This window comes from Xanthobacter sp. AM11 (genome assembly GCF_047444035.1).
GTDB lineage: Bacteria > Pseudomonadota > Alphaproteobacteria > Rhizobiales > Xanthobacteraceae > Xanthobacter.
Map to the genome: position 1 here is coordinate 34,711 of NZ_JBLAOA010000002.1, position 16,671 is coordinate 51,381.

The window sequence follows — 16,671 nt, forward strand, 5'->3', positions numbered from 1 at the left end:
ACGCGTCCGCAGATCGGCCCTGAGGCTTCCGTCGATCGCCCTCGCCGTGAGCCTGACGTCGGCGAGGGCGACAATCGTGAACAGCGCTCTGACAGCCCCTGCCGTCGGCCGGTCCGCGAGAAGCGGGCAGGCCTGTGTAAGCTGCCGGGATGCGGACGCCTTGAGCGCGCGCCAGGAATGAGGGCTCATTGTTCGATCTCCCCTGGCTCGATGGTCGGGGAGGCCGCCGCCGGCGGGTCGTCGGGATCGCCTGGCGTTCCAGCGCTTACGCACTGTGCTGATCGCTCTCGTCACGATGATCTTCATGGGCGGTCTGGCGCGAATGAGCGGATATGAACCGAGCCTGCTGTTCAGCCCCGAAATCGCCCCGTCATTGCTCTTCGAGGTCGTGATCGCACCCTTGCTCGCATTCTGGTTCTGGAAGGCGGAACGGCAGGCCAACCTATGACCAGCAAATGATGGTTTGCTAAGTCCGCCCTCGCGGCGGGCAAGAGCGGCCTGGCGGTATCCCCAACCTTCCGCGCGGATGCGTGCTTCCCTCCTCTTTCATCCCTTCTTCCTTGTTCGTCCTTCCCAGAATTGCTATCTTTGCTCTCAATGAGCCCAATGGAGCCAAAGAGATGGCCGGAAACCTGCATGTCCGCAATCTGGACGACGATCTGATCGCGAAACTGAAAATGCGAGCGGCGAGGCACGGCCGCTCGGCGGAGGCCGAACATCGCGAGATCCTGCGCCAGGTGCTGGCGAGCGAGGGCGGGCCTGATTTTGACGATCTCGCGAGCGAGCTGCGGAAGCTGACCGCATCGCGCAAGCAGACGCCCTCCGAAGTCTTGCTGCGCAAAGGCCGAGACGAGCGTTGATGGAGACGCTCGTCGTCGACGCCAGCATCGCGATCAAATGGGTCGTGGAAGAGGAAGGGACCGAGACCGCCGTCAATCTGCGATCGCGTTTCCGGTTCGCGGCGCCTGAGCTCTTGATTCCCGAATGCGCCAATATTCTTTGGAAGAAAGTTGCCCGCAGCGAGCTCAGCCGCGACGAGGCCGTCCTGGCAGCCAGGCTGCTCGAACGCTCCGGCATCGACTTCCTGCCCATGACGGGCTTGCTCGAACAGGCAACGAGCCTTGCGATCGAGCTTTCGCATCCGGCGTACGATTGCGCTTATCTCACGGCCGCGCGTGGGACCGGATCAAGGTTTGTGACGGCGGATGCGCGACTGCTGCGCATCGTTGCCGAGCGCGCATCGAGTGAGATCGTGGGCTTATGTGTTTCGCTCGCGGACATGCGGAACGATCCACATTAGGCTCAGCCTCGCGTGCATAACTCCTCGTTCCAGTCGCCCGCCCGTGGGCGAAGCCGCTCATAGGCACAGGTCGCGGCAGCCGCGATCGCCTCCATGCGGCCGGCAAAGACCTCGCCCTGCTCATTGTTGTCGGTCGCCGCGACAAGCAGGGCGCCCGGGTGCGACGCGAGCCCCCGGATGGCGGCCACCGTCGCCGGCGCCCATCCGCCGCCCGTGCTGAGATAGAGGCTATCGGAGCGTAGCTCTTCGATCGCGGCGAGGCTCATCGCGTCGATCGCCGCCTCGGTGACGCAGAGCCGGAGGGCGCCGATCGGTCCGAGGCGGAACAGGACCTTTCCGCCGCCGCTGGCGAAACCGCGCCATTCGGGGCCGCGCTCTTCCCAGCCGGTGACAAGGCCACCCCCATCGACATGGGCAGCCCACATGCTGCCGCGAGGACCTTCGCGGAGCCGATCCTGCTGGATCGCGGCGCGGATGACCGTCTCCGGAAGAGCGCGCTCGTCGCGCAGATAGCGCCAGGTCATGGAGCCGCGCCATGGCTTGCGCCGTGCGCGCCAGCGCTCGGAAACGCCGATGTCGGGATCGCGCTCGCGGACCTGCCTCGTCCAGACGGCCTCGCTCGGCACGAAGCCGACCAGGTAGGAGACCTGCCGAAGAACCTCGGTAAAGCCGATATCGTCGAGATGTTCGACTAGCGAAAACACATCTCCCTTGGCGTCGGACAGGGCATCGAACCAGCCCTTGCCGTCATGGATCACGATGATGATGTCGTCACGACGCCGATACTTGACCGCCTTGCGCGTACTCTCCTTCAGATCGATCGCGAACCCGGCCTTTTCGAGCACGGCCGCACAAGGCACACGCTCCCTCAGCTCCTCGATGTCCCTCTTTTCCATCTTTCTCTTCCGACACGCCCCGGGTCGGACCTTTCCCGCTTGAATTATCCTTATCCCGCGCCTCGCGGGACCATCCCCCGGTGCCGCGAAGAGCGAAGGGGGCAAGGGCGCGGCTGGCAACTGGTGAATCCTGCAGGGCGCGCAGCGCCGTGACATCGACCAGCCGCGGCGCAGCTTCCCTTGCGGCCGCCCGCTCGCGAGCGGCACGCGCCCGGACGGGCGAACCCGGCTCAATGAGCCGGGCCGAACTGGTGGGGATCGTATTCGTGCTTATGCCGATATCCACATAACCGCGATTATGTGTGTTTCGGCATGGAAGATTGACCCCGTTGTGAGGGGGATCGGCGTGTAATTTTGACCCCCCTCTTGGCTCATGGTCCGTCGTTTTTTTGCGACGGGCGGGCTGGGGATGAAGGGCGTGGATACGATTGCACGGATCCGGCGCGAGCATTTCGTGCGCGGCAAGTCCATCAAGGAGATCGTGCGGGAGCTGCACGTCTCACGGAACACGGTGCGCAAGGTGCTGCGGACCGGAGCTACGGCCTTCAGCTACGAGCGGGAGGTGCAGCCGCTGCCGCGGATCGGGCCCTGGCGGGAGGCCCTGGATGGGCTGCTCGCCAGCAATGAAGGGAAGCCGGCGCGGGAGCGGCTGACGCTGATCCGCATCTTCGAGGAGCTGCGCAGCCAGGGGTATGAGGGCAGCTACGATGCGCTGCGCCGCTATGCCAAGGGCTGGCGGCGGGCGCAGGCGACGATGACGGCTGCGGCCTACGTGCCCCTGAGCTTCGCGCCCGGCGAGGCCTACCAGTTCGACTGGAGCCACGAGATCGTCCTGATCAACGGCACCACGGTGTCGGTGCGCGTCGCCCATGTGCGGCTGTGCCATTCGCGGATGCTGTTCGTGCGGGCCTATCCGCGCGAGACGCAGGAGATGGTGTTCGACGCCCACGATCGGGCCTTCGCCTTCTTCAAGGGCTGCTGCACGCGCGGCATCTACGACAACATGAAGACCGCGGTCGACGCGATCTTCGTGGGCAAGGAGCGGGCCTATAATCGCCGCTTCCTCCAGATGTGCAGCCACTTTCTCGTCGATCCCGTGGCCTGCACGCCGGCCTCAGGCTGGGAGAAGGGGCAGGTGGAGAACCAGGTCGGCCTGGTGCGGGAGCGCTTCTTCACCCCCCGGCTTCGGGTGAAGAGCTATGACGAGCTGAACGCTTGGCTGCTGGACCAGTGCATCGCCTACGCCAAGGGGCACCCGCATCCCGAGCGGCGGGAGGAGACCATCTGGCAGACCTTCGAAGCGGAGCGTCCAGCCCTGGTGCCTTATGCCGGCCGGTTCGACGGCTTCCATTCCGTGCCCGCCTCCGTGTCCAAGACCTGTCTGGTCCGCTTCGATAACAACCGGTATTCAGTCTCCGCCAGCGCCGTGGGACGCCCGGTCGAGGTCCGGGCCTATGCGGAGCGGATCGAGCTGCGCCAGGACGGCCGGCCGGTCGGCTCCCACCCGCGCTGCTTCGGCCGGGACCAGACCATCTTCGATCCCTGGCACTATGTGCCGGTCCTGGCGCGCAAGCCCGGCGCCCTCAGGAACGGCGCTCCGTTCAAGGACTGGGTTCTGCCCACGAGCCTCGATCGCGTCCGGCGCAAGCTCGCCGGTGCCGCCGACGGCGACCGGCAGATGGTGGACATCCTCACCAACGTGCTGAGCGACGGGCTGCCCGCGGTCGATGCAGCGTGCGCCGAAGCTCTCGGCCAGGGCGTCCACTCGGCCGACGTGATCCTCAACATCCTCGCCCGGCGCCGTGAGCCTGCAGCCCCCCTCACCATCGTCACGCCCGACGCCTTGCGCCTCCGCCACGCCCCGAGCGCCGACTGCTCACGATACGACCTGTTGAGGAGATCCCCATGATGGAGCGTTCCCAGATCCTCGAGACCATGGGCGAGCTCAAGCTCTATGGCATGAAGGCCGCCTACGACGAGATCATCGCCACCGCCGTCAAACGCCAGCATGAGCCGCAGCGCATCGTCGGCGACCTTTTGTCGGCGGAGATCTCCGAGAAGCAGGCCCGCTCCATCAAGTACCAGATCACCATCGCCAAGCTGCCCCTGGCCAAGGACATCGACGACTTCGTGTTCGACGACACCCCCATCAACGAGACCCTGGTGCGCGACCTCGCCGGCGGCAACTTCCTCGCCCACCAGCGCAACGTGGTGCTGATCGGGGGCACCGGAACCGGCAAGACCCATCTGGCCATCGCCATCGCACGGTCCGCCATCCGCGGCGGCGCCAGGGGGCGCTTCTTCAACGTGGTCGACCTCGTCAACAAGCTGGAGGCCGAGGCCCGTTCCGGCCGCCAGGGTCGCATGGCCGATTATCTCTCCCGCAAGGACTTCATCGTCCTCGACGAGCTCGGCTACCTGCCCTTCGCCCAGTCCGGCGGCCAGCTCCTGTTCCACCTCGTCAGCCGGCTCTACGAGCAGACCTCGGTCATCGTCACCACCAACCTCGCCTTCGGCGAGTGGCCGAGCGTCTTCAACGACCCCAAGATGACCACGGCGCTCCTCGATCGCCTCACCCACCACTGCGACATCGTCGAGACCGGAAACGAGAGCTGGCGCTTCAAGAACCGCGCCTGACCTCCTCCACCATCGACCCCACTGCCGCTGCGCCAAACCAACGCTCCGCGGCAGTGGGGTCGATGCCCCGGGCCGGGGTCAATATTCGGCGCCGATAGGGGGTCAGATTTCCGCGCCGATTGACAATTATGACCCGTTCGAGATTATGGAGAGCTGAAGTCCGCTGGCTCTCGTCGATAGAATGTGCGCCGGGCACTCATCCCGCGCACGTTCTTTTGATCTGCACATAATACTGCATACTGCGCTTCAACTCGACCTCCCAACAAACGGAGATCAGAGTGATGCCCACACCTTCCCGGCTTCAGTTGCGCACAGCCGACCCTGCCAACGTGCTTGCGCCCTTCCTTCGGAGCTACAGCGAGTATTTCGAGGTGGCTCGATACAGGTCGAAGCAGCTCCGCTACTTGGCGAGCATCGTCCACTTCGGGCAGTGGCTTCGGGCTGAGGGCTACGCGGCGACGAACATCAGCGAAGCTGTGATTGCCCGATTCCTGTCGTGCCATTTGCCTCGTTGTGACTGCCAGCGCCCGGTGCCGCTCGGCCTGATCGAGAACAGAGCGGCGCTCAACCATCTGGTCCGCCTGTTACGCACTCAGGGCATCGTCACCCGTCCGGCCGGCGACGAGATCACGCGAGAGCTTGCGCATTTCGACACGAAGATGACGGAGGTCTGGGGACTATCCGAAGGCACACGCGATCATCGCATCCGGATCATCCGGCGCTTGCTGAAGGCGCAATTCGGCTGCCGACCGATCGAAGTTGCACTGATCACTCCCGCCGCGATCCGTCGCTTTGTCCTGGGCGACGTCGATTGGAGTCCGAGCACGATCCGCGTCATGGGTGGCGCCGTCCGGTGCTACTTTCGGTATCGCGAGCTGCTGGGTGACGACGTTGCCCACCTGCTATGCGTTGTACCGCGCCCGGCATGTTGGCGAGATGCCACGCTGCCGATAGGGCTCTCGCCCGACGAGTTGGAGCAGCTCTTCGGAGCGTTCGATGCTCCCTGTCCGTCTCGCCGCCGCGGCTATGCCATCGTCCGCTGCCTGACAGACTTGGGCCTGAGAAGCAGCGAGGTCGTCAAGCTGAGCCTCGACGACATCGACTGGCAGGCCGGAACGGTCACGATCGCCGCCGGTAAAGCACGACGAGCCGACGTTCTGCCGCTGCTGACTACAACCGGCGCGGCCATAGCGGACTACCTCATGCACGAGCGGCCGAAGACCACTTGCCGCGCGGTCTTCGTGCGCCATGTCGCTCCCCTCGGCGAGCCGGTCGGCCGGCGTGTTGTTCAGAAAGCCCTTCACGCCGCCTATCGGCGGCTTGGCTGGGATCGCACCCGCGTCCACGTCCTGCGACACACATTAGCGAGCCGGTTGATTAACGCCGGAACGCCGATGAAGCAGATCGCCGACGTTCTGCGCCACCGCAGCATCGTGACCTCGGCCGCGTACACGCGCGTCGACGTCACACGCCTCTCGGCGGTGGCGCTCCCTTGGCCGGGGGACGTGGCATGAGCGGCCCGCACATCATGCTGGCGTTGGCGGAAGCCTACCTCGCCGAGCGTCGTTCCCTCGGTTTCAAGTTGGACCGATCGGGCAGCCTCACGTTGGCCTTTGCCCGCTTCGCCGACGCGACCGGCCATACGGGGCCGCTGACCGCCGCCGTCGTGCTGCGGTGGGCACGGGAGAAAGCACAGCACCCGGACCCTTTCACCTGGGCGGGCCGCATCAATGTGCTGCGGCCATTCGCGCGTTTCCTGGCGGACCGCGATCCCGTCACCGCGTTCCCGGAAGGATCCCCCTTCGGCCGCTCGCATCGCCGGATCGCCCCCCACATCTACACCCCAGCGGAGGTCGAAGCACTGATCGCCGCCGCAGGGCGGCTGTCTCGAACAGGCGGCCTGACCCCGGCGACTTTCACGACGCTTTTCGGCTTGTTGGCGACCACGGGACTGCGGATTTCCGAAGCGCTGCGCCTGTGCAGCGGCGACATCGACGACGAGCAGGAACAGATCACTGTCCGCCACTCGAAGTTCCAGCGGACCCGGCTTGTTCCTCTGCATTCAACTACGGCCGAGGCTTTGCGCGCCTATTTTCGCATACGGGCCAGATACGGCCCGACCGATACAGTCGCGCCACTTTTTCTGTCCGAGAAGACCGGCGGTGCGCTTCATTATCACAGCGTGAGGAGCATTTTCGGCGTGATCTCGGCCGAGCTTGGCATCGTCGCTCGCGGTGGCCATCGGGTAATACGTATCCACGATCTGCGTCACACCTTCATCTGCCGCCGCCTGATGCTGTGGCAGGAGAGTGGCGACAACCTCAGCAACGCCATGATGGCGCTCTCGACCTATGTGGGGCACGTCAACGTCGGTGACACCTACTGGTATCTGCAGGCAGTGCCGGAACTGATGGCGATCGCGGGCGATCGCTTCGAGGCGTTCGGCGCGAAGGTCGGGGAGGTTTGTCATGGCTGATCCGAGTCAGCACCCGTCGTTTCCGGCACTGCTACAGCACTTCTTCGTCGATTATCTGCGGCAACAACGTGCTGTTAGCCCGTGCACGGTCGCGGCCTACCGCGACACATTCCGGCTTCTGCTCGCCTTCGCCCAAAAGACAACCGGCAAAATGCCGACGGACCTCGAGCTTGGCGACCTCGACGCGGCGCTGATCCTCGAATTCCTCGATCATCTCGAGCGGGATCGCGGCAACAGCGTGCGAAGCCGCAACGCCCGCCTATCGGCGATCCGTTCGTTCCCGAAGTATGCCGCGCACCAGGATCTGACGGCGCTGGCCACCATCGAGCATAGCTTGGCCATCCCGCAAAAACGTCACGACAAGGCCGTGCTCGGATTCCTAACCAGGCCGGAGATGGAGGCGATCATTGCGGCACCGGACCGGCATAGCTGGACCGGGCGGCGCGACCAGGTGCTATTCGCCGTCCTCTATAATACGGGCGCGCGAGTGTCGGAGGTCATCAACCTGCAGGTTGGTGACGTCGTACTCGATGTGTCGCCGGTGGCGCACCTCAATGGCAAAGGGCGGAAGCGGCGAAGCGTTCCGCTCTGGAAAGCGACGGCTGCCATCGTCCGACCGTGGGTTCGCCAGCTCGCCAGGGCGAGCGAGACCGACTACCTGTTCCCGAACAGCGCGGGCGGCAGGTTGTCGCGCTCCAGCGTGACCCAGCGCCTTGCTCTGGCGGTCGAGGTAGCCACCCGACACCATCCGCAACTCGCCGAGCGCGCGATCTCACCCCACACTGTCAGGCACACGACGGCCATGCACCTCCTTCAGGCCGGCGTCGACATCACCGTGATCGCGCTCTGGCTCGGACACGAGAGCCCGACCACCACGCACGGATATCTGGAAGCCGACCTCACGATGAAGGAAGAGGCGCTCGGCCGACTACAGCCGTTGAATGGCGTTCAAACCCGGTATCGACCGCCTGATCGGCTCATGGCATTCCTGCAGAGCATTTGATTATGCGTAGTCCCGGCCGGGTGATCCCGGCCGGGAAACTGGCAGTTCAATTCGAGCTTCTCCATAATCTCGAACGGGTCATAATCGTGGACGACGATGACGTCGGCATCGTCGAGTTCGTCGCTCGGCATGACGCCGAACTCTCCATCGACCTGAAACAGCGTGACCGGGACCATCAGGGTGCGAGCGAGCTGGAACGCGTGGGACTGGGCGAGGGAAAGATCGTGCGACATTTGAGGGCTCCATCCTGGAGCGAGGTCGATCCCCGCTCGATGGCGTCCGTCAGTGTCCTCAACCGGCTGCGATCACCGCGCGGCGCAGCCGTAGCGGCGGCATGCTGCGCATAGCCGACCCCTTGAGGGTTGATCGTGGAAGGCCGGGCGGAGGACCAGGAAAGCCATCCATGGAGAGCGGGGTCGGACTTGCTCCGAGGGTGGTCCGCGCCCTCTTGCACGCTCTTTTCCCGGACGCCGAACCACACTGCCGCGCCCTAACAGATCCTGTCCCGAGCAGCCTCTCACGTCGAAAGGAGGACCTCAGCGCCGAAGCGACGTCGGCGCAGCCGCCCGTTCAATCGCCCTGGTAGCGGGACTCCCTTGCGCGCCGCGTCTCATTGTCGACGATCGCCTGGACCACCGCGAGATCCATCTGCGCATGCGGCGAGATCCTCGCCACTTCGGCCGCCACCTGGGCTCAATGGATGAATTCGCCGGCTTGCCCGGACGCGCGGGAGCGAGCCGCCAGACGCTAAGCCTCATAGTAGGCGCCCGGTTCATCGTGTTCGATGAGTCGGCGGGCGTCCGCCTGCCACCTCTGGCGGATTTGCCTACGGTTCTCGATCCACCGCCGCAGTGCAGCCAGCATGACGTTCTGCCCCCGGCAGCATTTTCTCGTTTCGCGTCAGGCTCGAGAGCCCTTCGCTTCTTGCCTCAGAACAAACGAGGATCGAGCGAGAAGGACGCCTCGCCGACGATGCGGACATCGGCCGCAGCCAGATGGCTGTGGTTGATCAGCACGTTCAGGTCAGGTGAGCCGGCGACCGGTACGATCGCCGAGGGGACGCGAAGCAATAAGGACGACCGTCCCTCGTGCCAGGCATCGCCCTTTTCCTGGCTCCAGGCCTCGTGCCGCCGCCAATCGGTCGGGAGGCCTTCCAACGGCACGTCCTCAATCGCGACAGTGTCGGGGATCTCATAGGTGACCATGACCAGCTCGGGCAGGAGCGCGGGATCCTCCACATGGACGAGCTTTTCGAGGACGCAGAGCGCGGGCGATGTCGCGCAATAGGTGACGACATGGCCCACAGTGTTCCAGCGGCCGTCGAAGTGCAGGCCATAGCCGCCGTCGAGCGCTCGCGCATGCTGCCTGCCCGACAGGCGCCAGAGCAGCATCAGGCGGCTGCGCCCCAGGCGATCTTGCCGAGGATGGTCTCGATCACGCGAGCGCCGGCTTCGGTCTGCGCCACGACGAGCGGCGTCTCGCCGCCGAGCTCGGTGAGCGGGCGGCGCAGCCAGCGATTGGCCTTGTCGAGGTCGCCGAAGGTCTGCTCAGCGAGGGATTGGACGCGCAGCAGACGCACGGCCCGATCCGATTCATCGACCGTCAGCGGCTGCTGCTTGTCGGCGCGGTGCCGGCGGGTGCGCTGCGGGATTACGAACCTCTCGATCTCCTGCTCGCTCATGCCCGCCTGGCTGAGGCCACGCAGGGCCGACAGGGGAAGCCTGTTGCGGACGGCGAGGGCCAGATCGGCCTGCGAGTGCACGACCGTGCCGAGCACGCTCTGGCCGCCCAGCTTGCGGACGACCTCCTCGACGATGGCGATCGACATGAAAACCTCCTTGCGGTCAACGGCAATATGCTGTGAATATAGGCGGCATATTGCCGAATAGCAAGAGAGCGGGCTCCTCTGGCAAGATTGCGGGATGTCGGCCGTCATCGCTAATGATGTCCGCGAAGGTCGCCTGGTCTGAGCGCCTGCCGGATGTGGGGACGTTGGACTTTCCGATCCATGTCAGTCCGAAAGCGCGGCTCGTTGTCGACGTGTGAAAACGCGCCGAAGTGGACCCCGGGTGGGATGAGGGGTTCGTTAACTTAGCAGATTACGGGGGTTCCGATCGGCGCCGATCGGGACCCCCGTGGGAATGAAATCGTCGGCCAAATCAAAGTGTTACGGCTATATGAGTGGGGCGCTGCTTCGATGCTTATTCACAGGTTCGTCTTGGATCACCAGCCGGCGAGCATCGTCCTGCCAGCGACACCGGCGGAGATTCCGTCGTTCGGCCCATGCGTTCAGTCGCGCCAGCATTCGCCGCTCCGCCCGATCACCTGATCGTTCCATGTTTTGCATCAGGGATAGAAGCCCGAAAGGCTGAAGACCGCTCGCGGGCTTCAGCCTAGCCGACAGCCCGGCCCGCAGGGCAACGCCCTCCACTCAGGGACCCTCCTGAGCGCTTTGACAATGATCGCGTTTGTCTATCATTGAATGATATATTATCCAACGATCAAAGTTGCAGTATCGGATGCTTTGATATTCTGTTAGAATATTAACGATAAATCGACAGAGCGCCTCGAAACTAAAGCACCTGCTCCAGACCGTGCCGCCAGGCTTCGCTATCAGGCATCACGTCTGTTGTTCTGAACTTCATCAACGAAGACGCGGCAAGCAACTTTATCGGCGCGTTCCGCGGCTGGAGCGACCGTGATGCGCAGGAGTGAACTCCCAAAACGCCCGGCGCGCCGCGACCGGCAAAAACAGGTCGGATATTTTACAGTTGCGGCACGTCAATGCGGCGCAGCATGGGGCGGGCGAGCCTGCCTGTACGGGACGAGTCACACAGGCGGGGGATCTGCGCATGGCGATCCGGGTGGGGAGATGAGGACGCGATTCTCCCGCGGCCGGCTTCGCGCGTGGGCCGAAACACCCGCCTGCACCAGGAGGTCGTTCAATGAGCGACGATGTTTCAGTAAAGCGTGGATCCAGATGGAAGACTTTGGGCACGCTAGCCGCCGTGGCAGCGGTCATCGGCGCGGGCGTCTTCTGGTGGGTCGTCACGCCGCCGCCCGTGGACGAGACAGGACGCGGGCTGCCGCAAACGGCGGACCCTGCCCTGATCGCCCGCGGCAAGGTTATCGCCGATCTCGGCGATTGCGTCGCGTGCCACACGTCCCACGACGGCACGCCCATGGCCGGCGGGCGGCCGCTGGAGACCCCCTTCGGGGTGCTCTATTCCACCAACATCACCCCCGATGCGAAGACCGGCGTCGGCGGCTACAGCTTCGGCGCCTTTGACCGCACCATGCGCAAGGGGGTGACGGCGGACGGAACGCACATGTATCCGGCCATGCCTTACCCCTCCTATGCCAAGATGACCCCGGACGACATGTATGCCCTCTACGCCTATCTGATGAAGGGCGTGGCGCCGGTTGCGAACCCGAACAAACCCTCCGAGATCGGCTTCCCCTTCAATCTGCGCTGGTCGTTGGCGTTCTGGAATCTGGTGTTCCTCGACACCCATCCGTTCGTGGCCGACGCGGCCAAGGACGAGACCTGGAACCGGGGCGCTTATTTGGTGCAGGGGCTCGGCCATTGCGGCGCCTGCCACACGCCGCGCGGCATCGGCTTTCAGGAAGTCGCCATGTCCGAGAAGGGCATGAATGGCGCCAAATTCGTTTCCGGCGCCAAGGTGGAGGAGTGGAACGCCATCAATCTGCGCAATCTGTGGACCGTCAAGGACACGGTGGAACTGCTGAAGACCGGGCAAAACCGCTATGCGACGGTGTCCGGTTCCATGACCGAGGTGATCCACAATTCGACGCAGAATTTCAGCGAAGGCGATCTGGTTGCCATTGCCACCTATCTGAAGTCCCTGCCCTCCGATCGCCCCTCCGAGGGACCGCCGCAGGCCGTTGACACGGATGTGCCGGAGGCCATGTTCACCACCCGTGGTGGCCTGGCCTATGCGCAATTCTGCGCCGATTGCCATCGCCTGAACGGGGCCGGCGTCGCCAAGGTCTTCCCGCCGCTCGCGGGCAATCCCACGGTGGATGCCAAGGACCCCTCGACCCTGGTGCACATCACCCTCACGGGATGGAAGACGGCCGAGACCCAGGCCTACACGCGCGTCTTCACCATGCCCGGCTTCGCCCGGCTCGAAGACCAGGAAATTGCGGACATCCTGAGCTTCGTGCGCACAAGTTGGGGCAATACGGGTGCACCCGTTTCACCTGCCGAGGTCAAGGCCGCGCGCCGCACGCTCGACCCCAAGGTGGACAGCTCCAAGTTCGAGACGCCGCGCATCGCCAACCTGCTCGCGGAGCAGAATGCCACGCAACTGGTTCGCGGCATGCGCCTGAACACCGAGACCCACACCCTGCTGCCCAAGAACGTCGGCAACGTGCTCAATTGCACGAGCTGCCACCTCAACGGCGGCACGGTGGCAGATGGCTCGCCTTATGTCGGCGTCTCGGCCTTCTTTCCGAGCTACGCGCCGCGCGCGGGACGCGAGATCACCCTGGAGGATCGCATCAACGGCTGCTTCCTGCGCTCCATGAACGGCAAGCCGCTGGCCAAGGACGGCGACGACATGAAGGCGATGGTGGCCTATTTCGACTGGATGAAGCGGGAGACCAAGCCGGGCGACAAGGTGGAAGGGCGCGGTGTCGGCAAGATCAGCCAGACCATCAAGCCCGATCCGGAGAACGGCCAGCAGGTGTACGCCACCCAGTGCGCGGTCTGCCACGGAAAGAGCGGCGAAGGCTTGAAGGACGCCCAGGGCAAGGTGGTCTATCCGCCCCTGTGGGGGGATGAATCCTTCAACATCGGCGCCGGCATGGCCCGCACCTATACGGCGGCGGCGTTCGTGAAGCGCAACATGCCCATCGGCTTCCACGAGCGCTTCCCGCTCGGCCAGGGTGGGCTCTCTGACCAGGAGGCTGTGGACGTTGCCGAGTATTTCAGCCACATGCCGCGCCCGGATTTCCCGGGAAAGGTGAACGACTGGCCGAAGGACAAGAAGCCGGCCGACGCCCGCTACTGATCCTTCGCTCCCACAGAAGAACGAACGCCCGGACCTTGCGGCCCGGGCGTTCGCGTGTCCGGCCCGTCACGGGACTGTCAGACGGGCAGGACAACCACTTTCGCCCCGTCCGGAACGCGGCGATAAAGGTCGATGACGTCCTGGTTCATCATGCGGATGCAGCCGGAGGAGACCGCCTCGCCGATGGACCACGGCTCGTTGGTGCCGTGGATGCGGTAGAGCGTGTCCTTGCCACCCTGGAAGAGGTACAGCGCGCGGGCGCCGAGCGGATTGGTCTCGCCCCCCGCCATGCCGCCCGCCCAAGGCCGATATTTGCTGGGCTCGCGGGCAATCATCGCGTCGGTCGGCCGCCAGCTCGGCCATTCCTTCTTGTAGCCGACCGCCGCGGTGCCGGCGAATTCCATGCCGGCGCGCCCCACGCCCACGCCGTAGCGCAGCGCCTTGCCGTTCTCCTGCACGAGGTAGAGGAAGCGGTTTTTCGGATCCACCACCAGGGTGCCGGGCGACTGCCCGGAAGGGTCATTGACCAGCTGGCGCACGTTGCGGGACTTGATATCCTCGGGGTCGGCCGCGGGGATGCGGAAGCCCTTCTCCTCCACCGCGCCGTAGCGTGCGGCGTCCGAAGGCGAGATGCGCGGACGCTGGGCCGCGGTGGGCGGGTCGCTCGATGCGGTGACGCAGGCACCGAGCGCCAGCGGCAGGAGGACCGCGCACAGGAAGGCGCGGCCGGCCGGTCGAGGTCCCGTCATGGCGGGCAGATGGGCCATCGGTCCTATTTCTCCGCCGCCTGCCGGCGCCGGGCCTCGGCAACGGCCCGCTTGAAGCTGGAATAATCGAGGGTGGACGCCAGCAGCGGGCCGACGAGATAGGTCGGCGTGCCCTGGAGGCCGAGGGAGTCCGCCTGCGCCAGGTTGCGCTTCAGGAGTGCCGAGATCTCCGCGCCATGGAGCTTGAGGTCCAGGTCGAGCCGGGCCATGTCCACGTCCGTGCCCTGGACCACCTTGAGCATCTGCTCCTGCGGGATCTTGCGGCCGGGAATGCGCATCAGGGCATTGTGGACGGTCTCGTACTTGCCCTGGAACTTGGCCGCCAGGGCGAGTTGCGCGCCGTAGACCGAGGCCTCGGTCAGGATGGGCCAGTCCTTGTAGATGAGGCGGATATGGCCGTCCTCATTGACGATCCGCTCAAGGTCCGGCGCCGATTTCTTGCAGAAGGGACAATTGTAGTCGAGGAAGGCGACGATGGTGACGTCCCCGTCCGGATTGCCACCCGTGGGGGCATCCGGATCGCGGAGGATGGCGTCCACGTCGATGCCCTGGGCCAGCGCCTGTTTCGCTCCCGCCAGGGCCAGGGCCGGCGGGAGGACGGACAAAGCCGCGAGGCGGATGAAGTCTCTGCGTCGCATAGGGTCTCCGGAGGATTTGGGGAGGGTCACAGGCCGGCCTTCGCCATGAGGCCTTCGATGTCTGCGGTGGTGAGCGCGCCGATGTGCCGGGAGCCGGGGACCTCGCGGCCCGACGCGTCGAGCAGAAAGAGGGTTGGCGGACCGACGACGGAAAAGCGGGACATGAGCGCGCGCTCGCCTTCGCCATAGGCGGTCACGTCGGCGGCGATGCGCGGCATCTGCGCCAGCCGGCTCTGAAGGCCGGGTTCGGCCATGACCGCCTCGTTGGACTTGCACACGGTGCACCAGCCGGCGGTGAAGGAAACGAGCACCGGCCGGCCCTCCTTCTGCGCCGCGGCGAATGCGGCATCGAGGGCGGCGGGCGACGACACGCGCGTGTCCTGCACGCCGGCGGAGGCGACGCGCGGCGCCCCAGCGAGGACGCCGAGGGGACGCAAGGGGTCGTCTCCTCCACCGGCCGCGCCCACGATGAGCGTTGCGCCGTAGATGATGGCCACGAGGCCGGTCGCCTTGCCGAGCCGCGCCGGCGGGGCGCTGCCGGGGATGGTCCGGTCCAGTCCGCCGAGGAATACACCGAGCCCGAGGGTCAGCCCGCCCCAGAGCGCCAGGCCCGCCGGCGCCGGCAGGAGACGCGCGGCGAGGACCGCTGCGACACCCAGGAAGAGCACTCCGCAGACCTGCTTGATCCGGGAGAGCCAGGGGCCCGAGCGCGGCAGGATCTGCGCGCCGAAGGTCCCGACCAGCACCAGCGGCACCGCCATGCCGAGGCCGAGCATGAACAGCGCCGCGCCGCCGCGCGCCGCGTCGCCGGTCTGCGCCGCATAGAGCATGGCCGCGGCCAAAGGTGGCGTGACGCACGGCCCCACCACCAATGCGGAGGCGAAGCCGAGGGCGCCCGCTCCCGCGAGGGAGCCGCCTTCCTTTGGTGAGAGCCCGCCGCGCGGAAGTCTCGCCGCGAGCCAAGCCGGCATGGCCATCTCGAACAGGCCGAACATGGACAGAGCGAGGGCCAGGAACAGGGCGGCCATGAGGCCCAGCGCCCACGGTGTCTGCAGCGCTGCCTGCAGATTCGCGCCCGACCATCCGGCGGCGATCCCGAGCACGCCATAGGCCGCCGCCATGGCAAGGCCATAGGAGCCGGACAGGGCGAAGCCACGGGCCGGCGTTGGCCGCGTGCCGCCGCCGGCGAGAATGCCGGAGAGGATGGGCAGCATGGGAAACACGCAGGGCGTGAAGGCGAGCAGCAGCCCGAAGCCGAGAAAGGCCACGAGCAGCAGGGCAATGTTGCCGCTGAAGAGGGCCGTCGCGCCCCGTGGCGCTTCTTCGGGCGCCAGCGGTTCCACGGGGGCGGAAGCAACGGGGCCCGCCTCGGCGAAGGAGGTGGGAGGCGCTGTTCCGATCTGCAGGGAGGCAAGGTCGACCTGCCGCGTCACCACCGGATAGCAGATGCCGGCCTCGGCGCAGCCCTGGAAGGAGACATCCAGCGCGCCCGCACCCGGCAGGCCGACTATCGTTGCCTCCGCCGTCCGGTGATAGACCTCCACCGGCCCGAAGTTCGGATCGTCCTTCGTCTCGCCGGAACTGGTGGCGAGGGCGACGGGGGCGCCGGCCCGCTTCGCCTTCAGGCTGTCGCGGTAGAGATAGGTGCCGGGCGCGATCTGCCAGCGCAGCGCCAGCGTTCCGTCCGCGGCGCGGGTCGCGGAGAGGCGGAAGGCCTCGTCCGCTTGCAGCGGCTTCTGTTCGGCTCCGGCGGGGTCGGTCCCGGTGAACACCAACGCAATGACGCAGAGCGCCGCGTAAAACGGCTTCGTCGTGGCGCGGGGCAGCATTCTCATGACCATGAGGCGCTCCCTGGGATGCTCACCTTAAGCCAGCCTTAAGCTGGCGGTAGAGAATCCCGGCACGGCGGAAGGAGAAG

16 protein-coding genes are annotated in these 16,671 nt (G+C 65.7%); 9 read left to right on the forward strand and 7 right to left on the reverse strand.

The window, feature by feature from the left end; all coding sequences use genetic code 11:
- Positions 1-274: 274 nt before the first annotated feature.
- The 3 genes from ACI7BZ_RS21130 (at position 275) to ACI7BZ_RS21140 (ending at position 1,300) form a co-directional block, all read left to right on the forward strand.
- Positions 275-448 (forward strand): hypothetical protein, encoded by a 174-nt coding sequence (locus ACI7BZ_RS21130; RefSeq protein ID WP_349237833.1) that lies wholly within the window; start codon positions 275-277, stop codon positions 446-448.
- 172 nt (positions 449-620) lie between these two features.
- Complete coding sequence (locus ACI7BZ_RS21135; RefSeq protein WP_282639852.1) at positions 621-860, forward strand: FitA-like ribbon-helix-helix domain-containing protein; 240 nt, start codon at positions 621-623, stop codon at positions 858-860.
- Positions 860-1,300, forward strand: a complete 441-nt coding sequence (locus tag ACI7BZ_RS21140) for a type II toxin-antitoxin system VapC family toxin (protein WP_282639853.1) — start codon at positions 860-862, stop codon at positions 1,298-1,300. Before ACI7BZ_RS21135 ends, ACI7BZ_RS21140 begins: the two co-directional genes overlap by 1 nt.
- A gap of 2 nt (positions 1,301-1,302) precedes the next feature.
- Here the strand turns inward: ACI7BZ_RS21140 and ACI7BZ_RS21145 are convergent, their stop codons facing one another.
- Positions 1,303-2,196: a DUF3991 domain-containing protein gene (locus ACI7BZ_RS21145; RefSeq protein WP_414119248.1), complete on the reverse strand. Its 894-nt coding sequence runs from the start codon at positions 2,194-2,196 to the stop codon at positions 1,303-1,305.
- Positions 2,197-2,605: 409 nt separating this feature from the next.
- Between ACI7BZ_RS21145 and istA the strand changes: the two genes are divergently transcribed.
- From istA to ACI7BZ_RS21170, 5 genes are all read left to right on the forward strand, one after another.
- A complete protein-coding gene (gene istA / locus ACI7BZ_RS21150; protein WP_414119249.1) occupies positions 2,606-4,105 on the forward strand; it encodes an IS21 family transposase in 1,500 nt (499 codons plus the stop codon).
- Positions 4,105-4,833, forward strand: coding sequence for an IS21-like element helper ATPase IstB (gene istB, locus ACI7BZ_RS21155; RefSeq protein WP_510804056.1), 729 nt, complete (start codon positions 4,105-4,107; stop codon positions 4,831-4,833). The genes istA and istB overlap by 1 nt, the downstream gene beginning before the upstream one ends.
- Before the next feature lie 281 nt (positions 4,834-5,114).
- Positions 5,115-6,347: a tyrosine-type recombinase/integrase gene (locus ACI7BZ_RS21160; RefSeq protein WP_414119251.1), complete on the forward strand. Its 1,233-nt coding sequence runs from the start codon at positions 5,115-5,117 to the stop codon at positions 6,345-6,347.
- Positions 6,344-7,309, forward strand: coding sequence for a tyrosine-type recombinase/integrase (locus ACI7BZ_RS21165; protein ID WP_414119252.1), 966 nt, complete (start codon positions 6,344-6,346; stop codon positions 7,307-7,309). The genes ACI7BZ_RS21160 and ACI7BZ_RS21165 overlap by 4 nt, the downstream gene beginning before the upstream one ends.
- Entirely contained in the window at positions 7,302-8,312 is a 1,011-nt protein-coding gene (locus tag ACI7BZ_RS21170; protein WP_414119253.1) for a tyrosine-type recombinase/integrase, read from the forward strand. Before ACI7BZ_RS21165 ends, ACI7BZ_RS21170 begins: the two co-directional genes overlap by 8 nt.
- Here ACI7BZ_RS21170 and ACI7BZ_RS21175 read toward each other — a convergent pair.
- From ACI7BZ_RS21175 to ACI7BZ_RS21185, 3 genes are all read right to left on the reverse strand, one after another.
- Positions 8,258-8,545: a hypothetical protein gene (locus ACI7BZ_RS21175; RefSeq protein WP_414119324.1), complete on the reverse strand. Its 288-nt coding sequence runs from the start codon at positions 8,543-8,545 to the stop codon at positions 8,258-8,260. The two genes, ACI7BZ_RS21170 and ACI7BZ_RS21175, sit on opposite strands and share 55 nt — an antisense overlap.
- Before the next feature lie 696 nt (positions 8,546-9,241).
- Positions 9,242-9,703 carry an RES family NAD+ phosphorylase gene (locus tag ACI7BZ_RS21180; protein ID WP_414119254.1) on the reverse strand — a complete coding sequence of 154 codons (462 nt, stop codon included), beginning with the start codon at positions 9,701-9,703 and terminating at the stop codon, positions 9,242-9,244.
- Entirely contained in the window at positions 9,703-10,140 is a 438-nt protein-coding gene (locus ACI7BZ_RS21185) for an Xre family toxin-antitoxin system antitoxin (protein ID WP_282890531.1), read from the reverse strand. The genes ACI7BZ_RS21180 and ACI7BZ_RS21185 overlap by 1 nt, the downstream gene beginning before the upstream one ends.
- A gap of 1,180 nt (positions 10,141-11,320) precedes the next feature.
- Between ACI7BZ_RS21185 and ACI7BZ_RS21190 the strand changes: the two genes are divergently transcribed.
- A complete protein-coding gene (locus ACI7BZ_RS21190) occupies positions 11,321-13,348 on the forward strand; it encodes a c-type cytochrome (RefSeq protein ID WP_414119256.1) in 2,028 nt (675 codons plus the stop codon).
- Positions 13,349-13,425: 77 nt separating this feature from the next.
- On the opposite strand, the gene ACI7BZ_RS21195 is transcribed toward ACI7BZ_RS21190, so the two are convergent.
- From ACI7BZ_RS21195 to dsbD, 3 genes are read right to left on the reverse strand one after another with little or no spacing between them, the layout of a single operon-like run.
- On the reverse strand, positions 13,426-14,097 hold the full coding sequence (locus ACI7BZ_RS21195) for a L,D-transpeptidase (RefSeq protein WP_414119318.1): 672 nt from the start codon (positions 14,095-14,097) through the stop codon (positions 13,426-13,428).
- 23 nt (positions 14,098-14,120) lie between these two features.
- Positions 14,121-14,753: a DsbA family protein gene (locus tag ACI7BZ_RS21200; protein ID WP_282639860.1), complete on the reverse strand. Its 633-nt coding sequence runs from the start codon at positions 14,751-14,753 to the stop codon at positions 14,121-14,123.
- A 26-nt stretch (positions 14,754-14,779) separates the two neighbouring features.
- Positions 14,780-16,594 (reverse strand): protein-disulfide reductase DsbD, encoded by a 1,815-nt coding sequence (gene dsbD, locus ACI7BZ_RS21205; protein WP_414119257.1) that lies wholly within the window; start codon positions 16,592-16,594, stop codon positions 14,780-14,782.
- Positions 16,595-16,671: the final 77 nt, after the last annotated feature.